Genomic DNA, 25,539 nt, shown 5'->3' with positions numbered 1-25,539 from the left:
TGGTCTAGCTCCTCCCAGCCGGAAAATCGGATCGCAACATGCCATACTTAAAAATAGGCGCACGTATTACCTTGCTGATTGCGATCAACGTTGTTGGGTTAATCATGGTTAGTGTGATTGCTGTCGATCGACGTCTAAGACACAGGCCATGTTGTCTCGTACTGAAACTGATGCACTAAAATCGATCGAACAAACGTCCAAACTGAACGAGTCGATGCAGGAGACGTTCCGTCAGCTTCTGTTGGCCGTCCAGCATAATCCAGCAATTCCCGCAGCGAAGCGTGACAATCACCCGGTTACTCTCCATACGGAAGCGATGGAGAAGGCTGTTGCGATCATGAACAATGCGCTCCGTGATTATAGGAGTTCCAGCCGGGCACGTACTTCACCGATGTCGTGACCCAGGTCGAGACTTCCGAGACAAAGCTGGTCGAAGACGGTCTAAGACCATTGGCTGCCAGGATATTGTCTGGTGACTACGATCAAGCAGGAATTGAGATCACCACGACAGTGCTGCCGCTATTCAATGAGGTCAAGAAAGGGGCCGCGCAACTGCTCGCACGGCATCGGGATATGGCCAAGCAGATCGAACAGTCGGCTGATGAGCAATATGCATGAATCCGCCTTTTCCTCCTCGTGGGCGGAGCCGTGATCTTTGTTGCGATGGTCGGAGCCGCCCTCATGATAGCGCGGTCGATCACCAGGCCGTTACGTTCATTGACCGCCGCTATGACGGTGTTGGCGACCGGAGGTCACTCAGTATCGATCCCCGGCACGGACCGCCATGACGAAGTGGGCGAGATGGCCAATGCGGTTCAGGTGTTCAAGGACAGCATCATCGAGGCGGAGCGCCTTCGCAGAGAGAAGGCGGAGTCAGAAGGGGTGGAGCACGAGCGGCGCCGAACTTATATGCGCGAGCTTGCTCAACGCTTCGAGGGCGACATTGGCGAAATCGTGGATGCAGTCTCGTCAGCCTCGGGCGACCTTGAACTCGCCGCAAACAGCCTCTCCAAGACAGCCGTGAGTGCGATGGCGCTCTCGTCCATTGTCGCCCAGGCCTCCGATGAGTCCTCCACGAACGTCGGATCGGTCGCCGCATCGATCGAAGAACTCGCTCATTCAGTGGTAGAGATCGGTGTGCGCGTCCGAGAGTCGGCCGCGATGACTGCCGCCGCCGTGGTACAGACCGAGAAGACAAACGAGCAGATCAACGCGCTCTCTAGTGCGGCCACGCGGATCGGGGACGTCGTCGAATTGATCAACACGATTGCTGGGCAAACGAACCTTCTTGCATTGAACGCCACCATAGGGGCCGCTCGAGCAGGCGAGGCCGGGCGTGGATTTGCCGTGGTGGCTGCCGAGGTAAGGCTCTGGCGGAACAAACGGCCAGGCGACGTGCGAAATTAGTCAGCAGATCAGCAGCATTCAGGCCACGACGCGGGGCTCTGTGCACGCCATCCAGGAAATCAGCTCCACGATTGCCCCGATATTGCCGCTGCAGTCTCGACTGCGGTCGAAGGACAGCAAGCCGTTACGCAAGAGGTGTCGCGGAATATCCAGCGCGCTGCGCAGGGCACCCAGCAGGTTGCGTCAAGTATTGGAGACGTGCAGCGTAGGGCGAGTGAAACAGGGTCTGCATCCATGCAGGTACTTACTTCGGCCGGCGCGCTAACGCAGCAGAGCGCGCGTCTGAAATCTCAGGTCAGAAAATTCCTGGAATCGGTCCAAGCCGCATAGAGCGCTGCGTATCGGTCGATCGACCCGACCGGCTCCGTTGCCCGCCGCGAGGCGAATGGGCGGACCTCCATCGCGAAGCAATCGGGCTCGACGATCTCAAAGCAGATTGCCATCCACGCCCTGGAGTCAATCGAAGCAGCTATCCACCTCGATCTGCTGACAGGACGGCTTCTCGCAAGACGCGACGATACAGCTCAAGCACATTTCGTGCGTCCAGCTTCCGCATGATCTTTGCGCGGTGACATTCGACTGTGCGGGCGCTTACTTTGAGGAATCTCGCAGTTTCCTTGCTTGTCTCCCCAAGAACCACTCTCGCGAGAATTTCCTGCTCGCGGGGTGTAAGCAATTCACGCCCTGGTAGATAAGGTTGGAGCGTGTTTGATTTCGGACTAGCCGTCCTGATCAAAGCCGCTTGAGCAATCGCCGCCTCCGCCTCGCCGAGTAAATCTACGCAACGTGTCCTCTCGATGACATCGTAAGCTCCGTTCCGCATCGCCTCGACCGCCACTGCGAGGTCTGGCTTGTCCACGATTACGATGATCGGCGACGGGAAGTTTTGCGAGCGCAGCGACTTCAAGGCCGACATGCCAAGCGGACTTGCACTGAAAATCAAGAGAATGCAGGCAGGTACGCGCTGCTTAGCAAGTGACAGCAGCGCAGGCGTGGTTCCAAAACACACCAGCTCCAAGTTCTTGTCCTCCGCGGAGATCTTCAGTGATTTTCTCAGATTGACGCCAGCTCCGAGCACGAAGATGTCCATGCTGGACGCCTTCACGTCTGACGGACTGTCAAAGCCCAGCAGAGCGACCATCCGAAATCTTGATCAAGCGGATCACGCCGTCTTGCCTTTGGATCTTAAAGGAAATCGCGATTATTTCTGCGAACGGTATCAGCTCCAGACGTCGAACGCGTCGTCCAGTTTGGGAAAAGGAGACTGGTCCAGACTTCGATAGTTCGAAAAGTCGGGGTAGGTACAGGGAACATAGTCGATCCGAAATATGCGATCGGTGCCTCGATCAAGAAGATGTTCTTTCCGTGACGGAGCGGTAATTGTCTGACGACCTCAGCATCGCTGCTAGGGCGAGAGGCAGATTCGAGGAATTCAGCTTCGGCGCCCCTGGCCGGAGGGTGAGAGCTTGGCATGGGCTCTCACAAACTCGAGCCCGGCATTCACTTGCCGGGCTCCTCTCCTGAATTGAGCGAATGACCTGTAGAGTTAGATCTTGAGTAAGGCAACACCCACCCGGCCGACCGTGACGCAACGCAGGCGCCCGAACACCACTGCGATTGCGGATTATCTCTGATTGCGGTCGCTTGGCCGCGAAGAGCGGAGCGATTGCGATCGTCCGTTACTATATTCTTAAGCGAGGCTATCTAGACGGTTGTGTTCCGCGTTCTCGCGCAAGCGGTTGGCTCGATCTGCGTGATTTCGCACCGGACGCGACCGCACTCGCTCGATGGCCCGAGCCAGAAGATGCGCACCGTTTTTGATCTGCCGCACATCCAAGGCTGAATATTACATCACAAGGTCGGTACGCATCCGGCGGGCACCGGCGGGCGCCGTCTTGTCTGATGACGCAGGGAGGTTTTTCCAATGAGAAGATGCGTACCCGCCTATTTCATGCCGGCAAATCAGAAATTCAAAGCAATCTCCAGCGAACTTCCTGCCGTCAACTTCTTCCCAACGCCGCCGGCCACTGCTGCGTAACTGCCAAAGCGGACGCCGGCTTTCGATCCCCTGTAACGACCGAGCGTTTGGAGTGGCTCTTGGCCGAACTCCGCCTTCTCCTGGTCGATCGTGGTCATGTTGCAACGGTAGCAGACGTCGACGAAACGGAGTGTGATGTCGTCGACGCGTGCTCTCGCGAAATAGTCCTCGCCATAGGCGTCGACGCCCTCGATGACAATGTTCGGCCTGAAGCGGTTCATCGGTACGCCGGTGACGAGACGCTTATTTAGGTCGTTCCGTGAGGCCTCCGAGATCACTAGGATCCCGTAATTGTCGACGAAACTGGTCGGAGCCTCATCCCTCGATGGGTATTGAACGCCACCCTTCCTCAGGAAACCCGGGTCGCGGCAAACGAACTGGAAATTTCCTCCGAGATATTCTCCGAACCATTTCGAGGGCTCATCACCGGCAAAAAGCGATGGCATCTTCTCCCCGAACAGTTCGACCTCGCGACTCCGTGTCGCCGGCGCCTGGCGCGGAATGACAAGTGTGGTCATCCCGGGTGCGTTCAGAGTCAGGTTGCTTTCGGAGAGTGTCGGCTCCACGAGGGCGAGCTTCGGATACTCGCGCTGGGTGACGAACACTCCGGCTTCGTCGACGATCATCCAGTTTCTGTCGCCGAGAAATCCGGTCCGGGATAGCTCAATCTCACTTACTCTGATGCCCTTGCAGGACTTGATAGGATAGACGAATAGATCTTTGATTCTGATCATCAGATAAACCTTTCCTGGATTGAATGGGTTGGCGCGCGGCCGGCCACCGAATAATCGAAGCTGTCCGCGAAGAAGCGATCTGGTCGGGCGCCGCGCGCGCTCAGAGCTTCGTAAGTCGCGTCGACCATCGCCGGGCTCCCGCAGGCGTAGACGTCGAAATCCGACAGGTCGGTGAAGTCGCGTAGCACCGCTTCATGGACCAACCCAGTGCGTCCGGTCCAGATGTCATCGGGGTCGGAGAGGACCGGCACATATTCGATACCATTGCCGCCGCCGCAGAGGTCTCTAAGCTCGCGGTCGATATAGAAACCGCTCCGCGCCCTGCTACCCCAATAGACCCGGGTCGAGGATCGAGAATCGTCTCTTGTGAGTGCTTCGAGAATAGCGCGCACAGGTGCGATGCCGGTGCCGCCGGCTACGAAGATGGAAGGCCGGTTCTGTGATGAAAAAGCGAAGTTTCCATAAGGTCCGCTCACCTCCAGAACGTCGTTTATCTTCAATTTCTCGAAAACGTGTCCCGTGAACGCACCGCCGGCCACGCGTCCGATATGCAACTCAATAGTTCCGTCATCGCGTGGCGCATTGGCAATTGAAAATGACCGGTCAATTCCATCGGAATGGCGAATGCCGACGAACTGGCCCGGCTTGAAGGTGGGTTTATCAAACGGCGGAAACCGCAGCGTAACGCGGATGACGTTGTCGTTTTCACGCTTTAAAGCGACTACACGTGCCGGCACGCGCGGCCTTTCGCTTGCCGGTGGTTCGGGAAGGTCGATTACGTCGATCGTAACGTCGGTGAGCGCGCTGGCCCTGCATAGCAAGGCGGAAAGAGGATCATGACTGCGGCCCAGACCGCCGACGGTCCCGTTGTGGATGAACTCGCCCGTGACAATCTTGGCTTTGCAGCTCCCGCACGAACCAGCGCCACAGGCGCTCGGCAACCAAATGCCGGCCCGCATGGCGGCGGCGAGAATCGTCTCGTCCGACCTGGCTTCAAACGTCCTCCCGGACGAAAGTGTTGCTTTGACAGTCCTCATGCTCCGACCTCGAACCATTCCCGATCAGTAGGCCGGGAGGCGAAATGGAGCCGTGATCCAGTTTTCTGATCACATATGGGCCAGTACACTTTTTCGGGCGGACAGCCTTGGTGCCATGCCTAAGGGGCCATCGCCGCCTTCATCCGCCTGACCGCATCGCGGATGCCGGCGTCGTCAAGGCCGGCAAAGCCGACCCGAATCCCGCGGCGGCCATCTTCCTTCCCGGCAAAGCTGCCGCTGGGCAGGAATTGCAGTCCATGCTTCGACGCATTCTGCTCCAGCCGATCCAGATGCGATGCACTTGCGAATGTTAGCCAGAATGCAAGGCCACCGTCGGGAAGGCGGAAATCGATGGTCTCGCCGAGCTCGGCGCGCAAAGTCACCGCCAGCTTCTCCCTACGCGCCGCATAGATCTTGAGTACCTTGTTGGCATGCCGTCTTACTTCACCCGACTCTACGAGTTCAGCAACCGCATCCTCCGTGACCGGATCGCCTTGGCGATCGATGAGGCAGATTTCCTGCGCGGCCCGTTCGATGAATTTTTCGGGCGCCGAAATGTACCCTAAACGAAGGCTGGGAGAGAGAAGCTTCGACATCGATCCGATGTAGAGGACCGAAGGATCAAATGACGCTAATGGCAGCAGCGGCTGGTGCTGGAAATGAAACTCGTGGTCGTAGTCGTCTTCGATGATGGTGAAGCCGAACTGTGAAGCGAGCCCCAGCAGCCGCAGTCGCCTGTGGGGATTTAAAAGCACTGTGGTGGGGAAATGGTGATGGGGCGTCAGGTAGACCAGGCGGACACGGTGGCGTCGACAGGTCTTCTCGAGGCTATCCATGTCTGTGCCGTCGTCGTCGACATGCACCCTGAGAATATTGGCGCCGGCCGCGCGAAACGCCTCGCGGGCGGGCGGATAGGTCAGATCGTCCACGACCACCCCGTCGCCATTCCGAATCATGATCCTCGACACGAGATAGATGGCCATCTGGCTTCCTCGCGTCATGCAGACGCGGTCCGGCGTCGTCGCAAGGCCACGGTCGACATTCAGCATTCGCGAAATCGCGCCCCTCAGACTCGGACTGCCGCGGGGATCGCCGTAACCGAGCTTTCCAACCTTGCCCGCGATCGTCATTACACTCCTGTAGGCGCGGGCAAAACTTTCGGCGGGAAACAGCCGCGTGTCCGGCGTTCCATCGTCGAGCGATAGCAGGCCCGGCCGGGGGAAAAGGACGGGAACGTCCATCGGCGGCGCAAGTCGGCTGAATTGGGGGCCATCGCCCCGTGAGCGCGGCCCATCGAGCGCCAATCGCGATGGCCTGGCCTTTGGTTCTGGAAGTTTCGCGGAGACGAAGGTGCCCTTGGTGCCACGGGACGTCAACCAACCCTGAGCGATGAGTTCGTCATATGCGAGGACTACGGTCTTGCGATTGACGCCAAGCTCTTCAGCCATCTCGCGCGAGCCTGGAAGGACTTCACCGGCGATCAACCGTCCCCGTCGTATCTCGGCGACCAGTCCGTGAGCGATCTGAACATAGACAGGTGTGCCCCCAGGCTTGCGCTTCAGATTGAGCTTGAGATTTAGTCTCCACTCGCGCAGCACCGTTGCCTCTCCACTGGCCCATCTTCAATTGTAAATTCTTGCCGGCGCCTGGTCCAGCTCCGGTCGCCTCCCCTATAGACGGTGAAGCTCGGCGGAGTAAAGCAAAGGTGCCGGCACGCGCATCCTCCAATAGCGTTGTAGCGGGCGGACAGCCTCGCGGTGGTCACCGATGATTCGTCGATCAGGTTTGGACTGCGACACCAACCTGATTCAAGGAGCCACCGATGATCGACGCGCCTGATGCGGTTTGGGATGGCGATGACGAAGAGCGGCCGGGGCACGGTCGAAGCTCCCAGAACGCTGGTCCGGAAACGGGCTAACCAGACGCTGCTCGAGATCGCCCCGCGGGCGATCCGAACCATGCTGGAGTACAAGTGCCCAGCGGGCGCTCGCAGCGATTGCGGGCCGGGTGACCTTCGTTAAGCACGGTGATGAGATCGTGTCCGTGACACCCCTGGGCATACCCCAGGACAGTTTTCGCCGGACCTCGAAGGCGATACTGGCCTGATCATCACCGCGGACGCGCTGACGCACGAAGTCATTTCCTTCGAGTATCCGGAGTGGGTCAACGGGTTAGATCTGGATTCAGACGTGGCTATATCGACCCGTAGGAAACTCCTTAACCGGGTAGCAATGGAGCGCACGAAGCTTCTTGGGGTTCACTTCAGATATCCCGGAGTCGGGTATGCCGATGCCTCAGGCGCGGTCTATCGCTTCGTTCCCGCCTAGCTCTGGGGCAATTCGCGGACATATTGGTTACACAATGTAGACATGCGCAATGCGATCATCTCCGGCGTCATGCCAACGAGCGTTGGAGGTGGCAATTGCCGAAATACTGCCACAGCCATTGGACCCGCTGATGACGAGCTTGATGATCTCCTCGCGTTGAACCAGTTTGTTCCGCCATTGTTGTGCGGCTGAAACCGAGGGGAGGCTAAGCGAGACTTTTGTCTCAAATAGATGAATATTGGCCATCGTTGGAGCGACCCGTCACGGGACGCCTGCTTTCAGTCAATGTTGGCTTGCCACGCGATGTCGCCTGGCAAGGCAGCGGTTCATACCGGCGTTTGGAAAGCGCCTGGGCCCACGGCGCTCCGTCTCAACATCGACGGCGACGGCCAGGGGGACCTCGCGGGCCACGGCGGCGAGAACCGCGCTGTATTAACGAAGTCTGCATCGGAGACCGCTACCGGATCGGCCGCGCCTTGTTCGAGGTCACGCAACCCCGCGTCACATGCTACCGGGCAGGGATCCGCATGAACCAGCCGGACATCGCCGCCATGCTGGTCAAGCACGGCCGGCCGGGCTTCCGTGTGCTTGAGGAAGGAGAGGTGCAAGCGAGATTACGCGGGTTGAAACAGGCCCTGAGCACATGAGCGTCGCCGAGATCGACGCGCTGCTCTACATGCCCGGTCACCCCTGTGATCAGTTGGAGCGCGCGCTACGCATCCCGGCGCTGAGCGCCGGCTGGCGTCATTCCTTCGAGGCTCGCTCAGAAACAGGTGCCTTTAGGTGACCTCAAGCGAGCGCACCTCCCTTGATCGGCATCACCTTCTTGGGATCGAGCCAATGGTCGATCCGATCCGCCCAATGCTGCATCAGCTTTGTGCGCGAGCCGATCAGCGCGAGTGGTCCGTGCTTCTTATAGAGTCCTTCCACTGTAGAGTTATCGAGATGCGCGAGCTGCAGCTCGACGACATCGCCATCCCATGCCTTGGCGTCGTTGATCTCTTCGTGATGAGACAAGGTCGAGAAGGTGGTCCGGAAACCGTGGGCACAATGATCAGTCTTGGTGTCAATGCCAAGCAGCCGCAAGCGCTTGTTGAGCGTGTTGTTTGACAGCGGCGCATCCTTCGAGCAGGAAAACACGTAGCGGCGATGGCCGGTCAGCTTCTGGACGCTGCGCAGGATTGCAAGTGCCTGCCGTGACAAAGGCACGACGTGGTCCCAGCCGGTCTTCATCTTCGCGGCTGGAACAGTCCAGCGTTCGGCGTCCCAATCGACCTCGCTCCACTCCATTTCATTGACCATGCCGGGTCGGGGAATGGTCAGCGCATCGAAGCGCAAGGCAAGCCCGACGACGTCACCAAACCTCGCTCTCGTCCACGGTGCGTTGATGAGCTTGAAGACGCGCGTCACGTCACGTGGTTCGGTAACGCCTGGACGCGGCGTCGAAATGTTGGCGATCATCTGCCCCTTCAGGTTGCGGAATGGATTGTAGCCGTCGCCTTCGACATCGGCATAGTCGCAGATTTGCTCACCGATGCTGCGCACGCGGTCGCGCGTTTCCAGCTTTCCCTCGGTTTCGTATGAACGCATGAACGCGAGAACGTCCGGACGCTTGATGTCCAGCCTAGATAACTTGCCGAAGCGAGCTTTGACGTAGCCGACACGCAGCTCAAGCACCTCGATGGTCTTGGGGTCGCGCACCGCGACGATCCTGCCGCGTTTGACTTTTTCGATTTTCTTCTTTGCGAGCCAGTCGTCGGCCCATTGCCCGAACGAGCGGGCGGCCGTCTGCCGGTGCTTGTCGAGCTGCTTCTCGATGCTTGGGTCTTTGCCTTCCTTGAGCAGATCTTTGGCTTTGTCGCGCTCGCGCCGCGCGTCTGCGAGCGAGAACGTCCCATCCTTGCCGTTTCCGTAGGGGCCGATGGAGTAGGTTTTCTGGCGGCCATGGAAGCGGTAGTCCATCCGCCAGAGCTTCGAGGCAGCGTTGCCAGGCCTGCTCACGTCCGGCGTGACGAAGAGATAGAGCCAGCCGCCGGTCACGTCGGAAATCTTGGCGGGACTCCACGCGCCCTTGACGAAGTTCGGTCGGGCGGCGCGGCAGTCGACGTCGGTCTTGATCTGCTTGGGATTGGCGCACGCGCCGCCGGCCATCTGCTCAATTCCTTCATTCGGAAAAGCGAAAGTCGCCGTGAACGTTTGTCCTCCCGATACCAGCAAAAATACCAGCAAATCGGGCGGCTGGGATCGGAGGAGAACAAACAGTGACGAACAAGAATGTACGCGGAAGTGCCTATTTTTCAAGGGTTTCCGGGCACTGCGCGGACGATTGCGGACGCTTCGGAACGGGCTTGAACAGCCTAGTTGGTGCCCCTGGCCGGAATCGAACTGTACGTCGATATTGGTTGTGAAAAATTCTGCGTTGCCTTTTGTAGCCGAGAGTTTTCCGATGCTTCCTGACGTTCGCTAAGGCTCTCCATTGTGCGCTTCTGCTTCCGTTGACGTGGAAGGCGGCGCGCCTCAGGGTAGCTCCTTCGATCGTGGCGGAGGCATAACCTTGATACGGCTTGGCCTGGAGCGCGAACGCAGTGCCCAAACTGAACGCGAGGCGGCGGCAGATAAGTCGATGCCCTGTCATCAAGGCCCACGCCTTCCGTTTGCGCAGCGGTTGACCTGCACCGTCGCGGAGGCTTGTGAAGTGACCGGTCTCGGGCGGACCAAGATTTATGAATTAATCGGCGAGGGTCGAGTTATCACGACGACCGTCGGTCGCCGTCGGCTAGTCATTGTGCAATCTCTGCTGACTCTGGTTGGCGTCAATACGACATCGGCCGACCGTGGATAGGTTCGCGGCTCCTGATGACAGTCACCCGAACATGTGCGGAAGCTGACGGCAGCACGCCTATCGAATCGATCGTGAAATAGCCCTTGATTCAATTGTGTATCAGCCCGGAAAGGCAGCGAGTGCGCTCCGGGCTTGGGGCCGCGGAGCCAAGCCTGCAGAGTTATGCGTTAGATGGAAAAAGCTTCTTGCCGTCATCCGCTCCGGCCGCATTTTCACCGGGCCGAGGGACCAGCGGTACAACTGCTGCCCGAGCGAGATCTTCCAAGGCTGTCGAGATATATTTCGCGTAGTGCCGCTCGATCATTTTCACAGAAGTGTTGTGCAGTTTAGCAACGTGTTGAATCGGAAGTAGGTTTCGCAAGCCGCGGACGATGCTGGAATGTCGTAACGCATAAGGAATAGCTTCCGGCAGCCCTGCGCGCTCACGGATGGCATGCCACGGACGAGTAAGTTCTGCCGTCTTCCACGGACCGCGTTCTGACTTTCTCCAAACGATGCTGCCTGCTTCTTGTTCATGGCTCCATCGCTCGAACAACGGCGCGTCTCTTGGACGATCTAAGATTCCCGGTAAGAGGACTTCGATGATATCCTCGCCTACCGGAACCGGTACGGAGCCGCCGTTGCCGCCACGTCCCTTGTAGGAACCTGGTACCATCAAGCGTCGCTCTTTCCGTTGTACATCACTGACGCGCATCCGCCTTGCCTGCGCAAATCGCGCGCCCGTTGCTGCAAGGCACACGACAATGCGATATAGATCGCCTTCAAATCCCTGCTCATCGTCGATCTCGCGGGCGGCTCGAAGCAGCGTGCTGATCTGCGCGTCCGTGAGGATTTGATTGTCTCGAGCGACAGATATCTCGTCATCGTCATCAATGCGCTCAGCCTTAAACCCGTCTTTCACAATCGAGAGGAATGTTGGATTCAGTTTCTTTTGTTCCGCCGTCAAGCGTGGCCATGCTGCGTTCAGCGCTGCCTTCAGGTCGTTTATGAGCCGTTGCTTTGTCGTGGCTTTCAATTCTACAGGAAGGTCCTCTCGCCACGCGAGGAGGTTATCTTCCTGTAGCGCGTGCAAATAGACTGCGGTGAGAGAGGCAGCCTCAACGGCTTCCTGGCTACCGCGCTCTTCTTGACCAAGAACGTAGCGCCGCAAGCGGTGACCAGCATCGGATCGAACCTCGCGGCCAGCCCTACGGCTGTCACGGGCATTACGCTCCCTGATGTATGTCTCTACAGCCGTCCGCACGGTGGGTGCCGGTCCGGCAGCTTGGGCCGCAGCTTCTATTCTGGACCGGGTGACGTGTTCCCGCGCTTGTGTCACCGCCTGCTCGAAAGTCAGCGTTCCTTCGGCAGGCTTGTCGTTGACGTCGTTGGCGACGCCGACCGGCGCCTGCTTGTAGATGGCTCCGCCATGGTGATTACGCCAACGCACGAACCACACGCCGCTCCGCTTGCCCTTGCGATAGCCTAGGTGCGCCTCGGCATCGAGGCGGCGCCAATGCGCGCCAAACTCCAACCGGGCGCGCGCTTTAGCGGTCGTGATCTGAGCCTCTACTAGTGTTTTCGCCACAGCACCCGCCCCCAAAAGTCGTCGAATATCCGTCGAATAAGCATCGGCGTACAAAGCCGAACAGTGACGGACGAGCTTCAGCTAAGCAATTGATAAACTTGGATTGTGGCGAACAAATGTGAACTGGCAGAGGAAAAAATTTCCAGCCCTCTCAAGGCTGAAACAGGGGTTCGATTCCCCTAGGGAGCGCCAGTGATCTTCCATTCATTTTGATTTTCCTGCGGTTTTTGACAGTTTCCCCAACTGACAGACAAGGTTTGGGGAATTCTGTTCGCCTTGTGATCTTCAAGCTTTGAGATTGCGCGACGGGCACCGCGGCGACGGTCAGCCTCGCGCGTGTGGCGCTCCGCCTCGCCGAGCGTCAGATGGCCCAGCGCGGCCATGATGTCGTGAGCGGTCGCGCCAGCGTCTGCGAGAGGTCGGCCAAAGGTCTTGCGAAGGCCATGCGAACGGCAATCAAGCGGTAGCCCGGCCTCCGTCATCGCATCGCGCATCCATCCGCTTTAGCCGTCGACCGTGAATGGCTTGCCCCATTCGGTGGTCAAGATGCAGACGTGCTTCCGAGGGAGTGCGGCGAGGGGGGCGCAAAGGGATTGCGCTTTCTCGACCAAGACGCCGGTTTTGCGCCTTGTGTACTTCGAAATCGCCAGCGTCGGCCTGCACCCATGTCGGCAGGCGGGTGTCAATGCGAGCGGTGCCAACGTTGAGCATCAGCTCGTAAGCCGCGCGTTGCTTTGTGCCAAACGCCCATCGGTCCTCGAAGGCCTTCATTTCGGCATCTGTCCGGGTTGTACAAGGTATCGACCTTGATGCGGTCCCGCCACCGGGGTGAGGAGCAAGGCCTAACTAGCCGTACTCTCTTGTCGAGGCTCGTTCGGGTGCATTGACGCGACATCTCGCTGCCAAGGCCAGCGCCCCTCGATTTCGAGCGCCAGTGTCCAACTTAGGAAGGTGCGTACCAGGACCAGGCCGGCGAGGAGACCCAGGCTCGTAAAGGTAAGCTCTATGGCGATCGTTTTGACGATATCTGCTGCCACCAAAACTTCGAGCCCGAGCAGAAGCGAACGTCCGATGCTGATCTTGTAGCCCTCGTAACGGGACGTGAGTCCGCGACGATAGACGTATCGGCTGGACCATATGATCCCCGCGACGATGATGAAGACTCCAAATATCTCGATGCCTATGCCGACCAAATGTATCCACTGGCTGGTGGTCATCTCGAAGGAGGGCAAGGGAAGGGAGCCGGAATCCATGCTTTCAAGTGTCCCCTGCGTCGCGAAGCACAACGAGATCTGTCCGGTGAGCGACCAGTTCGCGCACGGGACAGCAGGAACGGGCCACGCCGGTCCGTCGCGGACAGCTTTCCGTGCCGCAGCCGTACCCGATTGACCTATGTCAAGACTGGCGCCGAAAACTGGCAGTCAATGAATCGCCGCGAGGACGTGAAATGCAGCTCTGGCTCATACCCACGATCTATGCCGCCTTGAGCATCGCAGGCGGCTTCGTGGTGCCGCGCCTCGAGTCCAGATTTCTCGCTATCAGCCTTCACCTTTCGACGTCGTCTGCCCAGGCGTATCTGTCGGCGGTTGCTTCTGGAATGATGGCCTTGACCGGCATCGTTTTCTCGATCGCCTTTGTGCTCGTCCAATTCAACGCTATCGTCTATTCGCCTCGTCTCGTCGTCTGGTTCGCACGCGACCGGCTCTTGTTTCATTCATTGGGCATGTTTGTTGCGACGTTCATGTACAGCCTCGCGACGTTGGCCTGGGTCGATCGCGCGGACGCGCCGAGCGTTCCTTTGCTGTCCGCGGCCATCGTGGCCGCGATGCTGATGGCTAGCGTGCTGATGCTTTCGCGGCTGGTCGAGCGCTTGAACAATCTTCAGATTACGCGGGTGCTGCAGATTCTCGGAGATAAGGGCAGGGAAGTCATCATCAGCACCTATCAGGCCGCCCCATGGTTGACATCCGGCGAGACGATTCAAGCGCAGCAACCACCCAGAGGGACGGTGCTTACGGTCAAGCGTACCGGAAATCCGCGATCGGTTACGTCAATCGATATCGCTGGGTTGGTAGGCTATGCGCGTCGGATCGACGGAGTCGTCACGTTGGATTGCGCCGTCGGCGATACGTTGCTCCAGGATACGACCATCTTGCATGCTCACGGCAAGGTCGCCTTGGTCTCGGAGGAGCAGTGGAACGCATGCATTCATCTCGGCGACCAACGCACCTTCGAGCAGGATCCGAAGTACGCGTTACGCTTGCTGGTCGATATCGCCATTAAGGCCCTGTCTCCAGCAATCAATGATCCCACAACGGCGGTCCAGGCTATCGACCAGATCGAGGATCTGCTGCGGCGGCTGGCAAAATGCGATCTGGAGACCTGCAGCGCGCATGATCAGGAGGGTGTCCTGAGGGTGATCTACCGGATGCCAACCTGGGAAGATTACCTCGCACTCGCCTTCGATGAGATTCGGCAGTTCGGATCGACTTCTATTCAGGTCATGCGCCGCTTGCGCTCTGCTTTGTTGGAGCTTGCCGACTGTATCGGCGGTGAGCGTGCGGTTATAGTTCGCGCTTATCTCAGCCATCTCGATTCCAGCATCGAACGGTCGGGCTTCGATCTGCAGGATCGCGCCGCGGCCCGTATCGAAGACCGGCAGGGGTTGGGCTTGTCGCATCGGCACGAGGACGACAAAGTCGATCGGTCCGCATTGATGGAATCGGCCGGACGGGCTGCATCGTGACCGCCGGGTCATCCGGATCGATGCGAGCAAGACTGCGGGCTTCGCGGGTCGCCGCAGTGGCCGGCATCCTGTTTTCGCTGCTGCTCCTTGCGGTATTCCTGTTGATGCGCGGCTCCGTGCCGGCCGATCCGCTCGAACCTGGAGCATGGCTCGAGGGTGGAACGGGGAATGTGGCACTGGCGCTCAATCTGGTGCCTTTCGCCGGCGTCGCCTTTCTTTGGTTCGTCGGGTTTCTTCGCGATCGCCTCGGCGCGCAGGAGGATCAGTTCTTTGCGACGATCTTCTTCGGCAGTGCGGTACTGCTGCTCGCTATGCTGTTCACCGCCGCGGCCGTCATCGGCGCGGTCATTCTTGCCTTTCACGCAGCACCCGGAACGCTGACCGATTCGGCGACCTTCCACTTTGGCCGCGGCTTGGCCTATGGAATGGTCAACGTCTACATGGTCAAGACCGCTTCCGTTTTCATGATCACGACGTCGACGATTGCACTCTACACCGGCCTGACTCCGCGCTGGCTGGCGCATGGCGGTTATACAGTGGCGGCGATATTGCTGATCGGCAGTTATTTCATCGATTGGAGCCTTGTCGTATTCCCATTCTGGGTGCTCTTGGTGAGCGCGAATATCTGGTTTGAACGGGACCACGGAGTCCCCTGACGCGGCTCCGTCAGGTGCGGCTGGCACTTCAAAGTTCACCGCCACGCCAGCGCTACGTGAGCTTCAGAACAAGATGGACCGTTTGTGGATCCCGGGCCGAGACGGGTCTAACAGTCTGCTGAAAAACCTTGAAATGGAGAGCTTTCTTGTTGTTGCGGCCGTTGCTGGGTCGGCGCGGTGGAGTTGGTTATAGTTTTCCAGGCTGGTGTTGGGTGTACCCTGACGCGGGGTGGCTAGGCGGCAAGCAGTTTGGGAATGCGGATCAGGTTATAGGCGATCAGATTGAGCAGGAAATCGGCGGCGACGCGGCCGATGCCACGATGTTTGGTCTTGCGCATGGTGCCGTGCTGCTTGCCCCATCCGAAGATGCACTCGACCATCGCCCGGCGTGATTGCGACATGCCATATCCCGGATGCCGCGTGGTTCGTTCGTCGATGGCGCTGTTGCGGGTCTTGCCGGTTTTGGTGACGGCCTGGTTCTGCGTCACATGCGGCGTCACGCCGATGGCGCGAAGATTGGCGACATGATCGACGGTATCGTACGCCTTGTCCTCACCGGCGGTGATACGGCGGCCTGCGGCTTTGCGTCTCGCCCTCAGCATGGTCTCCGAAGCCCGGCGTTCGGCGGTGCCATCGGCATGTGTGACCCTGCCGGCCACCGCCAGCCCATGCCGATTCTCCATGGTGACGTGGCCCATATAGCAAAGCTTGGCCTCCCGTCCGGCCGCCTTGCGATAAAGCCTGCTGTCCGGATCGCTGGTGCTCGCATGGGTGTCGTTCTTGCGCTTCTGGCCGTGGAAGTTGGCGCCGTCCTCATCGTCGCCGCTGCCGTCCTTGGGGCGAAAGCTCTTCTGTGAAGCCCAGGCTTCGATCAGCGTTCCATCCACCGAGAAGTGCTCGTCCGACAGCAGCGGTTTGACCTGCGGATGGTTCAGAAGCCTGGTCATGAACTTCGTGAACACATCGCCGTTCTGCAGCCGCTCCCGGTTCTTGGTGAAGGTGGTCGGGTCCCACACCGGATCGTCCGGCGACAGTCCCACGAACCAGCGGTACAAAAGATTGTAGTCCAGTTGCTCCATCAACTGGCGTTCCGAGCGGATGCCGTAGAACACCTGCAGCAGCAAGGCGCTCAACAATTGCTCTGGAGGGATCGAAGGGCGTCCCTCGCTGGCGTAGAGCCTCCCAAGGCTGCGGTTCAAATCACTCAAAACGTCCCGGACAAGTTCCCGAACCTGCCGCAGCGGATGGTTCGCTGGCACACGCTTATCCGGCGCAATGTACGAAAACAGGCCGCCCTGATCCGCAAACCTGCCGCGCATCATCATCTCCACCGAATCGAGATGATAAAGTGAATCATCAAGCCCCCTCCGTGGCGAGGAGTTCTTCAGCAGACTGCTAAAGCCGAATTTGCGGAACACGTTCAGCATCGCCGCGTTTTCCGGCAGGACTTCCGCGGTCAGTTCCTTTAGCCCGGCATGCCCCGCAAGCTTGATGAGATGGCGCATCAGCATCGAGCCGATCCCACGCGCTTGCCAGGGATCGATCACCATGAAGGCCATCTCGGCACGCCCCGGCGCGAAGACGATGTATCGGCCGCCGCCGATGATGATTTTCCGGCCTGCTTGCTCGGCGAGTACCGCCAACGCCACGTGGTTGCTGAAGTCGATGTCCAAAAAGAACGCACGCTCCTTGTCGGAGAAATGGCGCTTCATCACGAAGAACCGGCGTTGCAGCGACTGGGCGCTGGTCTGCTCCAGCGCCGCCAGCATGTCGGCTTCATCATCCGGCCGGAGCGCTCGAATTTCGACCGGCCGACCGTCGCGCGAATGTTCGTGGGCGATGTAGTTGGCGAAATCCGACATTGAGAGGCTTTTCCCGTCTCACGCCGGGACAGCGATCTCGACCGGCGTCCACTGATGAATCCTTCGGGCTGTCCCTGATCGCTTGATCTGGATCAAGACAGGCGCGCGAAGGCGCCAGCTACGCTTGCTCGCAGCAGGCACCGCTAGAGGATAGAGGCGCGGACGTGAAAACCCTTCGTCAGCTTCTCACCGGAGAGGAAATGGTCCAGCTCCTGATCCGGCTCGGACTGCTCGGCTTGTTGATGTTCTGGACATTCGTCCTGATGCGGCCGTTTGTGCCGATCCTGGTGTGGGCTTTCGTGCTCGCAACTGCGCTCAATCCCGCGTTCGTGCTGCTTGCCAAAGTCTTCGGCGGGCGGCCGAAGCTGGCGGCGGCCACGCTCACACTGATCAATCTTGTCATCGTCATTGGGCCAGCGGCTTGGCTCGGCCTGAGCGCGCTGGATGGACTCAAGGACTTCGCCGGACGGTTGACCACGGGCGATCTGGTGATCCCTTCGCCTCCCCAGGCCATCAAGAGTTGGCCGCTGATCGGATCGCAGCTCTATGAGCTGTGGGACCAAGCTACAACCAATCTCCGCTCCGTTCTGCATCAAGTCGCGCCGCATCTGAAAACCGTCGCGACCACTTTGCTGACCCTTGCGGGCGGCGCGGGCCTCGGCGCCATCAAGTTCCTGCTTTCCGTGGTCGTGGCGGGTGCCATCCTCCCATTTGGATCACAACTCGTAGCGGCAGGGAGGGGCTTTCTGTCGCGGATCGTGCCGGACCAAAGCGAGCATTTTCTGGACTTGGCCGGTGCAACGATCCGCGCGGTGTCCCAAGGTGTGATCGGCGTCGCGATCATCCAGTCGCTGCTCGCCGGTGTCGGCTTCAAGCTGGCCGGTATCCCAAGCGCCGGCCTGTTGGCGCTGCTGGTTTTGCTGCTGTCTATCGTTCAGATTGGTGCAACGATCATCATTCTGCCCGTGATCATCTGGATCTGGACCGACAAGGACATCACCACGGCACTCCTGCTGACGTTGTTCCTTGGGGTTGTCGCCATTCTCGACAACATCCTGAAGCCGCTGCTGATGGGGCGCGGGCTGACGACGCCGACACTGGTCATCCTGATCGGCGTGATTGGCGGCACGCTTGCGCACGGAATTGTCGGCCTCTTTGTCGGGCCGATCATCCTGTCGGTGGCTTGGGAGCTCGCCGTGGCTTGGATTCGATCGGATCGGGCCAGCTTGCAAGTATCCGGCGAGCGTTGACCTAAATCAACGTCCTGCACCGCAACTCACCTTGTATGAGACGAGATACCAGTGAGGTCGGATCAACATGTCGATGGAAACTCCAAACCTGCCCGGCGGTGCTATGTCCGGGCTTGTCGCCTCGGCAGTGGAATACATGGTCGATGCAGGGCAACGGAGCGTGCTGTTCCTGGACATCATGCGCCGGCGTGGCGACCAGTACCGTGAACACGTCGCCCAGACGGCGCCGCATGTCCTGCAATATGCCGCTGAATTGATCATCGACGGTCGCAAGCTGGACGAGCCGGTCAACTACGCGCTCGTCCGCATCATTCCGCCCGCGGGCGTCGAAATCGATCCGGAGCGGCGGCCGTTCATCGTGGTGGATCCGCGCGCCGGGCACGGTCCCGGAATTGGCGGGTTCAAGGCCGATAGCGAGATCGGCGTTGCGATGAAGGCTGGGCATACCTGCTACTTCGTCGGGTTCCTGCCGGAACCGATGCCCGGGCAGACCATCGAGCGCATCGCGCGCGCTGAAGCGCGGTTCATCGAGAAAGTGATCAGCCTGCATCCCAAGGCTGACGGCAAGCCCTGCGTGATCGGCAATTGCCAGGCCGGCTGGGCCGTCATGATTCTGGCGTCGCTGCGGCCGGAGCTGTTCGGGCCGTTGATCATCGCCGGCGCTCCGCTCGCCTATTGGGCGGGTGTGCACGGCAAATATCCGATGCGCTATTCGGGCGGCCTGTTGGGCGGGAGCTGGTTGACCGCGCTGACCGGCGATCTCGGGGCCGGCAAGTTCGACGGCGCCTGGCTGGTGCAGAACTTCGAAAACCAGAATCCCTCGAACACGCTGTGGACCAAGCAGTACAATGTTTATTCCAAGGTCGACACCGAGGCCGATCGCTACCTCGAATTCGAGCGTTGGTGGGGCGGCCACGTCAATCTGAATGCCGAGGAGATCCAGTTCATCGTCGATGAGCTCTTCATCGGGAATAACCTCGCCGCCGGCAAGATCGAGATGTCCGATGGCCAGAAGGTCGACTTGCGCAACATCAGATCCCCGATCGTGGTGTTCTGCTCCAAGGGCGACAACGTCACCCCGCCGCAGCAGGCGCTGGATTGGATCCTCGATTGCTACGCCGACGTCGACGAAATCAGGGCATACGGGCAGACGATCGTCTACACCGTTCACGAAAGCATCGGCCACCTTGGCATCTTTGTCTCCGGCGGTGTCGCAAAAAAGGAGCATGCGGAATTTTCCAGTAACATCGATCTGATCGATGTGCTGCCGCCGGGACTTTATGAGGCGACGTTCGAAGCCAAGGGCGAAGAGACCACAAGCTCCGATCTCGTCGTCGGCCAATGGGTGATGCGCTGCGAAGCGCGGACACTCGATGACATTCGTGCCATGGGCGGCAACTCGCCCGAGGACGAAAGGCGCTTCGCCACCGCCAAGCGTATCTCGGAGCTCAATCTCGCGGCCTACAAGAAATTCGTCCAGCCCTGGATCAAGAGCATGGTGACCCCGCAGATGGCGGAAACGATGCGCAATCTGCATCCGCTGCGGCTCCAGTATGAGGCGCTCAGCAGCCATAATCCTTGGATGGCGGCGGTGCAGTCGGCCGCCGACCAGATGAAGGAGAGCCGCAAGCCGGTTTCGAAGGACAATCCTTTCCTGCTGTTCCAGGAACAGATGTCCAAGCAGATCGTGCATGCGCTGGATAGCTGGCGCGACTCGCAGGAGGCGCTGAGCGAGGCGATCTTCCTCAATGTCTATGGCTCGCCCGCGCTGCAGGCGGCCGTCGGCATCGATCCGAAGTCCGAGCCATCGCGCAGGCGCGAAATGCCACCCGAACACCGTGCAATGCTCGAGAAGCGGATCGCGGAACTGAAGTCCAGGATCGGTGACGGTGGCCTTCGCGAAGCGGGAATTCGTGGCCTGCTCTATGCCGGATCGGTGCGAGGGATGGTCGACGAACGCAGCCTCGAGGCGCTGCGCAACTTGCGCCGCCAGGATACCGGTGCGCGGATCACGCTGTCCGAGTTCAAGATGTTGGTCCGGGAGCAGTTCTTCATGCTGCTGCTGGACCAGGAGGCTGCGTTGGCGGCAATACCGAAATTGTTGCCCGAGAATGCCAATGAACGTCGCGCGGCCTTTGCGGCGATCCAAGAGGTGCTGTCTGCCAGCAGCGAAATTTCGGGTGAAGTCGCCAAGCGTCTCAATCGGATCAGCGAGTTGTTCGGCATTGATGCGGGGGTGGCGTCGAATGTTGCCCCTTTCGATCCCAAGGCGAAAGCGTCGTAACCCCGGTTGGAAGGAACGGCATCATGTCAGCCGACACGCAGTTACCCAGCAAGTACGACCGCCTGATCGCGGCGGCCAAGGCCGTGCCTGCGGTCCCGACCATTGTGGTGCACCCCTGCGATGAGACCTCGCTGCGCGGCACGGTCGAGAGCGCGAGGGCCGGCATCATCCGACCGATCCTGGTCGGTCCCGAAAGGAAGATCAGGGACACCGCAAGCAAGCATGGTCTCGACATCTCCGGCTTCGAGATCGTCGATGCCGCACATAGCGAGGAAGCAGCCTCCAAGAGCGTCGAACTGATCCACGCTGCCAAAGGCGAAATGCTCATGAAAGGCAGCCTGCACACCGACGAACTGATGCGCGCCGTCACTGCGAAAGTGGGCGGCCTGCGCACCGATCGTCGCATCAGCCATGTGTTCGTGATGGACGTGCCGGCCTATGCCGAAACGCTGTTCGTGACGGACGCGGCGATCAACATCTTTCCGGACCTCGACGCCAAGCGCGACATCATCCAGAACGCCATCGATCTCTATAACGAGGCTGGGTTCGGCAAAACGCCGCGCGTGGCAATCCTGTCTGCGGTCGAAACCGTCACCACCAAGATTCCGTCGACGATCGAGGCGGCGGCGCTCTGCAAGATGGCTGACCGCGGCCAGATCACCGGCGGTGTGCTCGACGGGCCGCTGGCGTTCGACAATGCGATCGACCTGGAGGCAGCACGAATAAAGGGCATCAAGTCCGAGGTCGCTGGCCGGGCGCAGATCCTGCTCGTTCCCGACCTCGAGGCGGGCAATATGCTGGCGAAGAATCTTGCCTACTTCGCCAAGGCCGATGGCGCCGGTATCGTGCTCGGCGCCCGGGTCCCGGTCGTACTGACGTCGCGAGCGGACTCGCCGCGCGCGCGAATGGCGTCGTGTGCCGTGGCGGCGCTCTATGCCAATGCGCGGCGCCAGCGTGCTCCAACAGTAGCCGCGTGATCGGCATGGATACCATCCTCGTCGTCAACGCAGGCTCCTCAAGCGTAAAGTTCCAGATCTTTTTGGTCGAGGGGGAGGGCCGGCTGCGGCGGCAGATCAAGGGCCAGGTCGACGGAATTGGCAGCCGTCCGCGCTTGCGGGCAAGCGGTGTGAGCGGCGATCCGCTGGCTGACCGCGCCTATCCGATTGAAGCCATTCCGGATGTCCCGGCCGCAATGGGCATCGCCGGCGCATGGTTGCGGGACGAGCTTCGCATCCATCCGATCGCTGTCGGGCATCGCGTGGTGCACGGCGGTCCGGACTTCGACCGGCCGGTCCTGATTGACCACGGGGTGGTCGCCCGCCTGGACCGCTTCGTCAGCCTCGCACCGCTGCATCAGCCGCACAATCTGGCGCCGATCCGCTCGATCCTCGCCGGCTTTCCGGCATTGCCGCAGGTCGCCTGCTTCGACACTGCGTTTCACCGCACGCACAGCGCGGTCGCCGATCATTACGCGATTCCGCGTCAACTCCACGCCGACGGCGTGCGGCGGTACGGCTTTCACGGCTTGTCCTACGAATACATCGCAAGAGCCTTGCCACAGGTCGCGCCCGATATCGCGAAGCGCGGGGTGATAGTCGCCCATCTCGGCAGCGGTGCCTCGATGTGTGCGCTGAAGGAAGGGCGCAGCATCGAGAGCACCATGGGCTTCACCGCGCTGGATGGTCTGCCGATGGGAACGCGTCCCGGTCAGATCGATCCCGGCGTCGTGCTCTATCTTCTATCCGAGAGGGGAATGTCGGCATCGGACGTGCAGAATTTCCTCTATCGCGATTGCGGATTGAAGGGGCTCTCCGGCATCAGCAACGATATGCGTGAGCTTGAGGCCAGCAAAGACGCCAACGCCAGGTTGGCGATCGACTATTTCGTTTATCGGATCGGACTCAATGCCGGCATGCTTGCAGCGGCGTTGCAGGGGCCGGACGCCTTCGTGTTCACGGCCGGCATTGGAGAGAACTCCGCAACCATCCGCGCACGCGTGGGAGAACACCTTGGTTGGCTCGGCGTGACGCTGAATCCTGCCGAGAATTCCCGCCACGCGACCCTCATATCGGGCCCCGACAGCCTCATTCCGGTCTATGTCGTGCCGACCGACGAGGAGTTGATGATCGCGCAGCACACGTTGTCGCTCTTGATGAACAGGCCATCGCCCAACCCCAAGCATGAGAGGCTGTCATGATCCCCGTATTTCCGGATACCAAGGTTGCCCTGAAAGGGAAAAAAGGTCTCATCGTCGGCATCGCCAACGATCAATCCATCGCTTGGGGCTGTGCCAGGGCATTTCGAGCGCTCGGGGCGGAGCTTGCGGTCACCTATCTGAACGAGCGTGCCCGGAAGCACGTCGAGCCGCTTGCGCAAGCGCTGGAAGCGCCGATCTTCATGCCGCTCGATGTCATGGCCGAGGGGCAGACCGAACAGGTATTTGAGCGGATCGCAAAGGAATGGGGGCAGCTTGATTTCCTGCTGCACTCAATCGCCTTCTCGCCAAAAGAAGCGTTGCACGGACGCGTGGTCGACGTCGGCCGCGATGGCTTTCTGAAGACGATGGATGTCTCGTGCTGGTCGTTCATGCGGATGGCGCATCTGGCTGAGCCGCTGATGAAGAACGGCGGCACGATGTTCACCATGACCTATTACGGCAGCCAGATGGTGGTCGAGAACTACAATGTGATGGGCGTGGCGAAGGCGGCGCTTGAGGCTGCCGTCCGTTACATTGCCGCCGAACTGGGGCCCAAGGGCATCCGCGTGCACGCGATCTCGCCGGGGCCGCTCGCCACGCGGGCTGCGTCAGGCATCCCCGAATTCGACGAGCTGATGGACAAGGCGCAATCGAAGGCGCCGAGCCGCAGCCTCGTCAGCATCGATGACGTGGGCAACGCCACGGCATTTCTGGCGCTCGACGGCGCCAAGCTGATCACAGGCGGAGTGCTCTATATCGATGGCGGCTACCACATCATAGACTGAGCGTGATCGGCGCGCGCCGCTCAGCGATAGTGCAGGGCAATCAGCTCGGCGACGCAGGCAGGCTTCTTGCCACCTTCGATCTCGATGACGAGATGATAGTTGACCCGTAGGCCGTCGGGCGGCACGTCTTCTGCCTCGGCGACGGTGACGCGGCCGCGCAGCCTGGAGCCCGCCGGCACCGGGGCCAGATACCTGATCCTGTCCGCGCCGTAATTGAGGGTGTTGCGCAGTCCCTTCAGGCCCATTACCGACCGGATGAACATCGGCGCGAGCGCGAGCGACAGCAGGCCGTGCGCGATCGTGGTGCCGCTGGGCAATTCCTTCCTCGCGCGTTCCTGGTCGACATGGATCCATTGCTCGTCGCAGGTCGCCTCCGCAAAGCGGTTGATGCGATCCTGAGTCACCTCGATCCAGTCGCTGGCCCCGATCTCAGTGCCGACGGCGGATTTGATCTCGTTGAAGTCGCTGAATATCCGCATGTTCATTCCTGCTCATATCTTCATTTCGGGGACCGTATCGGGAATCACGAGTTCGGCGTCCGTGACCGCCATGACTTCGCCGAGGGTGATACCGGGAGCGGTTTCCAGCAGGGTGGCCTTGCCGTCGGGGAAGCCGATCACCGCGAGATCGGTCACCACCAGGCTGACCGCCCGCGCCGAGGTCAGGGGCAGGTTGCATTGCTTGACGATCTTCGATTTGCCCTTGGCCGCGTGCTGCATGGCGACGATGACGCGCTTCGCGCCGGTCACGAGATCCATCGCGCCGCCCATGCCGGGCACCATCTTGCCGGGGATCATCCAATTGGCGAGATGTCCGTGCGCGTCGACTTGCAGACCGCCAAGCACGGTGACATCGACATGGCCGCCGCGGATCAAGGAGAACGACATTGCGCTGTCGAAGGTCGAGGCGCCGGGCAGGGCGCTGATTGGCCGACCGCCAGCGTCCGTCAGCAACGGATGCGCCAATCCCTGCTCGGGGATCGGCCCGGTGCCGATCAACCCGTTTTCCGACTGAAAGAACACGTTCAAGCCAGGTGGAACGTAGTTCGCGACCAACGTTGGAATTCCGATCCCCAGATTGACAAGATCGCCGGAATGGAGTTCCTGCGCGACCCGCCGGGCGATGATCTCCTGTGCGTCCATGTTTCACCCGTTCGGGTTCGTAATGAGATAGTCGACCAGCGGCGCGGGCGTCACGACATGGTCGGGCCCGATGACGCCGACAGGCACGATGTGCTCCGCCGTCACGATCACGGTATCGGCTGCCATCGCCATGACTGGATTGAAGTTGCGGGCAGTCAGCGCGTAGGAGAGGTTGCCGAGATAGTCGGCGAGAAAGGCGTGCACCAGGGCGAACTGCGCCCGCAGTGCGGTCTCGAGCAGGTACGGCTTGCCGTCGACCTCGATCTGGCGCTTGCCCTCCGCGACCAACGTGCCGACGCCGGTCGGCGTCAGGACGCCGCCGAGACCGCATCCACCGGCGCGAATGCGCTCGACGAACGTTCCTTGCGGAATGAGATCGACGGCGATTTGGTTGGCGAGCATCTGCTGCTGTGCCTTCGGATTGAGCCCGATATGGGTCGCAATGAGACGCGACACGAGCGCAGCATCGAACAGTTTGCCGACGCCTTTGCCGGGCACCGCCGCGTCATTGCTGACGATGGTGAGTCCGCTCTTTTGCTGCCGCACCACCTCATCAAGCAGGCGCTCCGGCGTTCCAACACCCATGAAGCCGCCGACCATCACGGTGGCGCCGGCCGGGATCGTCGCGACAGCTTCTTCGACGGAAACGGCCCTCATAATTGTAA

Annotated in this window: 22 protein-coding genes, 1 tRNA gene and 3 pseudogenes; 13 read left to right on the top strand and 13 right to left on the bottom strand. The window is 60.1% G+C overall.

The window, feature by feature from the left end; all coding sequences use genetic code 11:
• Positions 1-148: 148 nt before the first annotated feature.
• The 3 genes and pseudogenes from ACVW1C_RS12520 to ACVW1C_RS12510 form a co-directional block, all read left to right on the top strand.
• Positions 149-400: a hypothetical protein gene (locus ACVW1C_RS12520; protein WP_456758681.1), complete on the top strand. Its 252-nt coding sequence runs from the start codon at positions 149-151 to the stop codon at positions 398-400.
• Positions 397-618 (top strand): hypothetical protein, encoded by a 222-nt coding sequence (locus ACVW1C_RS12515; protein ID WP_456758680.1) that lies wholly within the window; start codon positions 397-399, stop codon positions 616-618. Before ACVW1C_RS12520 ends, ACVW1C_RS12515 begins: the two co-directional genes overlap by 4 nt.
• Before the next feature lie 57 nt (positions 619-675).
• Positions 676-1,737, top strand: a pseudogene (locus ACVW1C_RS12510) (methyl-accepting chemotaxis protein); the annotation flags it as partial.
• A gap of 139 nt (positions 1,738-1,876) precedes the next feature.
• Here ACVW1C_RS12510 and ACVW1C_RS12505 read toward each other — a convergent pair.
• The 4 genes from ACVW1C_RS12505 to pdxR all read right to left on the bottom strand — a co-directional run bounded on the left by ACVW1C_RS12505 (position 1,877) and on the right by pdxR (position 6,814).
• Complete coding sequence (locus tag ACVW1C_RS12505) at positions 1,877-2,497, bottom strand: response regulator transcription factor (protein ID WP_456758679.1); 621 nt, start codon at positions 2,495-2,497, stop codon at positions 1,877-1,879.
• An 872-nt stretch (positions 2,498-3,369) separates the two neighbouring features.
• Complete coding sequence (locus ACVW1C_RS12500; protein WP_456758678.1) at positions 3,370-4,179, bottom strand: MOSC domain-containing protein; 810 nt, start codon at positions 4,177-4,179, stop codon at positions 3,370-3,372.
• A complete protein-coding gene (locus ACVW1C_RS12495; RefSeq protein WP_456758677.1) occupies positions 4,179-5,216 on the bottom strand; it encodes a 2Fe-2S iron-sulfur cluster-binding protein in 1,038 nt (345 codons plus the stop codon). Before ACVW1C_RS12495 ends, ACVW1C_RS12500 begins: the two co-directional genes overlap by 1 nt.
• A 119-nt stretch (positions 5,217-5,335) precedes the next feature.
• Positions 5,336-6,814, bottom strand: a complete 1,479-nt coding sequence (gene pdxR, locus ACVW1C_RS12490) for a MocR-like pyridoxine biosynthesis transcription factor PdxR (RefSeq protein ID WP_456758676.1) — start codon at positions 6,812-6,814, stop codon at positions 5,336-5,338.
• Between the two features lie 977 nt (positions 6,815-7,791).
• Here pdxR and ACVW1C_RS12485 point away from each other — a divergent pair.
• Positions 7,792-8,303, top strand: a pseudogene (locus tag ACVW1C_RS12485) (MOSC domain-containing protein); the annotation flags it as partial.
• Positions 8,304-8,332: 29 nt separating this feature from the next.
• Here ACVW1C_RS12485 and ACVW1C_RS12480 read toward each other — a convergent pair.
• A complete protein-coding gene (locus ACVW1C_RS12480) occupies positions 8,333-9,694 on the bottom strand; it encodes a tyrosine-type recombinase/integrase (RefSeq protein WP_456758675.1) in 1,362 nt (453 codons plus the stop codon).
• Between the two features lie 472 nt (positions 9,695-10,166).
• Between ACVW1C_RS12480 and ACVW1C_RS12475 the strand changes: the two genes are divergently transcribed.
• A complete protein-coding gene (locus tag ACVW1C_RS12475; RefSeq protein WP_456763063.1) occupies positions 10,167-10,385 on the top strand; it encodes an excisionase family DNA-binding protein in 219 nt (72 codons plus the stop codon).
• A gap of 160 nt (positions 10,386-10,545) precedes the next feature.
• Here the strand turns inward: ACVW1C_RS12475 and ACVW1C_RS12470 are convergent, their stop codons facing one another.
• The gene (locus tag ACVW1C_RS12470; RefSeq protein WP_456758674.1) at positions 10,546-11,952 is read right to left on the bottom strand and encodes a tyrosine-type recombinase/integrase; all 1,407 of its coding nucleotides are present in this window, start codon (positions 11,950-11,952) and stop codon (positions 10,546-10,548) included.
• Between the two features lie 114 nt (positions 11,953-12,066).
• Between ACVW1C_RS12470 and ACVW1C_RS12465 the strand changes: the two genes are divergently transcribed.
• A tRNA-Glu gene (locus tag ACVW1C_RS12465) sits at positions 12,067-12,144 on the top strand.
• On the opposite strand, the gene ACVW1C_RS12460 is transcribed toward ACVW1C_RS12465, so the two are convergent.
• Both ACVW1C_RS12460 and ACVW1C_RS12455 read right to left on the bottom strand, forming a co-directional pair.
• Positions 12,132-12,446, bottom strand: a complete 315-nt coding sequence (locus tag ACVW1C_RS12460; protein WP_456758673.1) for a hypothetical protein — start codon at positions 12,444-12,446, stop codon at positions 12,132-12,134. The genes ACVW1C_RS12465 and ACVW1C_RS12460 overlap by 13 nt on opposite strands.
• Before the next feature lie 348 nt (positions 12,447-12,794).
• Positions 12,795-13,205: a DUF1622 domain-containing protein gene (locus tag ACVW1C_RS12455; protein WP_456758672.1), complete on the bottom strand. Its 411-nt coding sequence runs from the start codon at positions 13,203-13,205 to the stop codon at positions 12,795-12,797.
• A 194-nt stretch (positions 13,206-13,399) separates the two neighbouring features.
• Between ACVW1C_RS12455 and ACVW1C_RS12450 the strand changes: the two genes are divergently transcribed.
• Entirely contained in the window at positions 13,400-14,698 is a 1,299-nt protein-coding gene (locus ACVW1C_RS12450; RefSeq protein ID WP_456758671.1) for a DUF2254 domain-containing protein, read from the top strand.
• A gap of 56 nt (positions 14,699-14,754) precedes the next feature.
• Positions 14,755-15,354, top strand: a complete 600-nt coding sequence (locus ACVW1C_RS12445; RefSeq protein WP_456758670.1) for a hypothetical protein — start codon at positions 14,755-14,757, stop codon at positions 15,352-15,354.
• 233 nt (positions 15,355-15,587) lie between these two features.
• On the opposite strand, the gene ACVW1C_RS12440 is transcribed toward ACVW1C_RS12445, so the two are convergent.
• Together ACVW1C_RS12440 and ACVW1C_RS12435 are read right to left on the bottom strand one after the other, a co-directional pair.
• On the bottom strand, positions 15,588-16,673 hold the full coding sequence (locus ACVW1C_RS12440) for an IS5 family transposase (protein WP_456763062.1): 1,086 nt from the start codon (positions 16,671-16,673) through the stop codon (positions 15,588-15,590).
• Between the two features lie 87 nt (positions 16,674-16,760).
• Positions 16,761-17,216, bottom strand: a pseudogene (locus tag ACVW1C_RS12435) (N-acetyltransferase family protein); the annotation flags it as partial.
• 164 nt (positions 17,217-17,380) lie between these two features.
• Between ACVW1C_RS12435 and ACVW1C_RS12430 the strand changes: the two are divergent.
• The 5 genes from ACVW1C_RS12430 (at position 17,381) to fabI (ending at position 23,732) form a co-directional block, all read left to right on the top strand.
• A complete protein-coding gene (locus ACVW1C_RS12430) occupies positions 17,381-18,466 on the top strand; it encodes an AI-2E family transporter (RefSeq protein WP_456758669.1) in 1,086 nt (361 codons plus the stop codon).
• Between the two features lie 67 nt (positions 18,467-18,533).
• The gene (locus tag ACVW1C_RS12425) at positions 18,534-20,750 is read left to right on the top strand and encodes a DUF3141 domain-containing protein (protein WP_456758668.1); all 2,217 of its coding nucleotides are present in this window, start codon (positions 18,534-18,536) and stop codon (positions 20,748-20,750) included.
• Positions 20,751-20,773: 23 nt separating this feature from the next.
• Positions 20,774-21,727, top strand: a complete 954-nt coding sequence (locus ACVW1C_RS12420; protein WP_456758667.1) for a phosphate acetyltransferase — start codon at positions 20,774-20,776, stop codon at positions 21,725-21,727.
• A gap of 5 nt (positions 21,728-21,732) precedes the next feature.
• The gene (locus ACVW1C_RS12415; RefSeq protein WP_456758666.1) at positions 21,733-22,947 is read left to right on the top strand and encodes an acetate/propionate family kinase; all 1,215 of its coding nucleotides are present in this window, start codon (positions 21,733-21,735) and stop codon (positions 22,945-22,947) included.
• Complete coding sequence (gene fabI, locus ACVW1C_RS12410) at positions 22,944-23,732, top strand: enoyl-ACP reductase FabI (protein WP_456758665.1); 789 nt, start codon at positions 22,944-22,946, stop codon at positions 23,730-23,732. Before ACVW1C_RS12415 ends, fabI begins: the two co-directional genes overlap by 4 nt.
• Positions 23,733-23,752: 20 nt before the next feature.
• Here fabI and ACVW1C_RS12405 read toward each other — a convergent pair whose 3' ends face one another.
• The 3 genes from ACVW1C_RS12405 to ACVW1C_RS12395 are packed head-to-tail and all read right to left on the bottom strand — an operon-like array spanning position 23,753 to position 25,531.
• Positions 23,753-24,211, bottom strand: a complete 459-nt coding sequence (locus tag ACVW1C_RS12405; RefSeq protein ID WP_456758664.1) for a MaoC family dehydratase — start codon at positions 24,209-24,211, stop codon at positions 23,753-23,755.
• A gap of 12 nt (positions 24,212-24,223) precedes the next feature.
• Positions 24,224-24,874, bottom strand: a complete 651-nt coding sequence (locus ACVW1C_RS12400; RefSeq protein ID WP_456758663.1) for a 3-oxoacid CoA-transferase subunit B — start codon at positions 24,872-24,874, stop codon at positions 24,224-24,226.
• Between the two features lie 3 nt (positions 24,875-24,877).
• The gene (locus tag ACVW1C_RS12395) at positions 24,878-25,531 is read right to left on the bottom strand and encodes a CoA transferase subunit A (RefSeq protein WP_456758662.1); all 654 of its coding nucleotides are present in this window, start codon (positions 25,529-25,531) and stop codon (positions 24,878-24,880) included.
• Positions 25,532-25,539 lie beyond the last annotated feature (8 nt).

Source organism: Bradyrhizobium sp. USDA 4011 (assembly GCF_054063415.1).
Note: the sequence above shows the minus strand (reverse complement) of the source record. Positions and strands in the feature narration are given on the sequence as shown.

Coding starts and splice junctions, on each gene's coding strand:
- ACVW1C_RS12520 (WP_456758681.1), top strand. CDS start 149: ATGTTGTCTCGTACTGAAACTGATGCACTAAAATCGATCGAACAAACG.
- ACVW1C_RS12505 (WP_456758679.1), bottom strand. CDS start 2,497: ATGGACATCTTCGTGCTCGGAGCTGGCGTCAATCTGAGAAAATCACTG.
- ACVW1C_RS12500 (WP_456758678.1), bottom strand. CDS start 4,179: ATGATCAGAATCAAAGATCTATTCGTCTATCCTATCAAGTCCTGCAAG.
- ACVW1C_RS12495 (WP_456758677.1), bottom strand. CDS start 5,216: ATGAGGACTGTCAAAGCAACACTTTCGTCCGGGAGGACGTTTGAAGCC.
- ACVW1C_RS12480 (WP_456758675.1), bottom strand. CDS start 9,694: ATGGCCGGCGGCGCGTGCGCCAATCCCAAGCAGATCAAGACCGACGTC.
- ACVW1C_RS12475 (WP_456763063.1), top strand. CDS start 10,167: ATGCCCTGTCATCAAGGCCCACGCCTTCCGTTTGCGCAGCGGTTGACC.
- ACVW1C_RS12460 (WP_456758673.1), bottom strand. CDS start 12,446: ATGCGCGATGCGATGACGGAGGCCGGGCTACCGCTTGATTGCCGTTCG.
- ACVW1C_RS12455 (WP_456758672.1), bottom strand. CDS start 13,205: ATGGATTCCGGCTCCCTTCCCTTGCCCTCCTTCGAGATGACCACCAGC.
- ACVW1C_RS12450 (WP_456758671.1), top strand. CDS start 13,400: ATGCAGCTCTGGCTCATACCCACGATCTATGCCGCCTTGAGCATCGCA.
- ACVW1C_RS12440 (WP_456763062.1), bottom strand. CDS start 16,673: ATGCGCGGCAGGTTTGCGGATCAGGGCGGCCTGTTTTCGTACATTGCG.
- ACVW1C_RS12425 (WP_456758668.1), top strand. CDS start 18,534: ATGTCGATGGAAACTCCAAACCTGCCCGGCGGTGCTATGTCCGGGCTT.
- ACVW1C_RS12420 (WP_456758667.1), top strand. CDS start 20,774: ATGTCAGCCGACACGCAGTTACCCAGCAAGTACGACCGCCTGATCGCG.
- ACVW1C_RS12415 (WP_456758666.1), top strand. CDS start 21,733: ATGGATACCATCCTCGTCGTCAACGCAGGCTCCTCAAGCGTAAAGTTC.
- fabI (WP_456758665.1), top strand. CDS start 22,944: ATGATCCCCGTATTTCCGGATACCAAGGTTGCCCTGAAAGGGAAAAAA.
- ACVW1C_RS12405 (WP_456758664.1), bottom strand. CDS start 24,211: ATGCGGATATTCAGCGACTTCAACGAGATCAAATCCGCCGTCGGCACT.
- ACVW1C_RS12400 (WP_456758663.1), bottom strand. CDS start 24,874: ATGGACGCACAGGAGATCATCGCCCGGCGGGTCGCGCAGGAACTCCAT.
- ACVW1C_RS12395 (WP_456758662.1), bottom strand. CDS start 25,531: ATGAGGGCCGTTTCCGTCGAAGAAGCTGTCGCGACGATCCCGGCCGGC.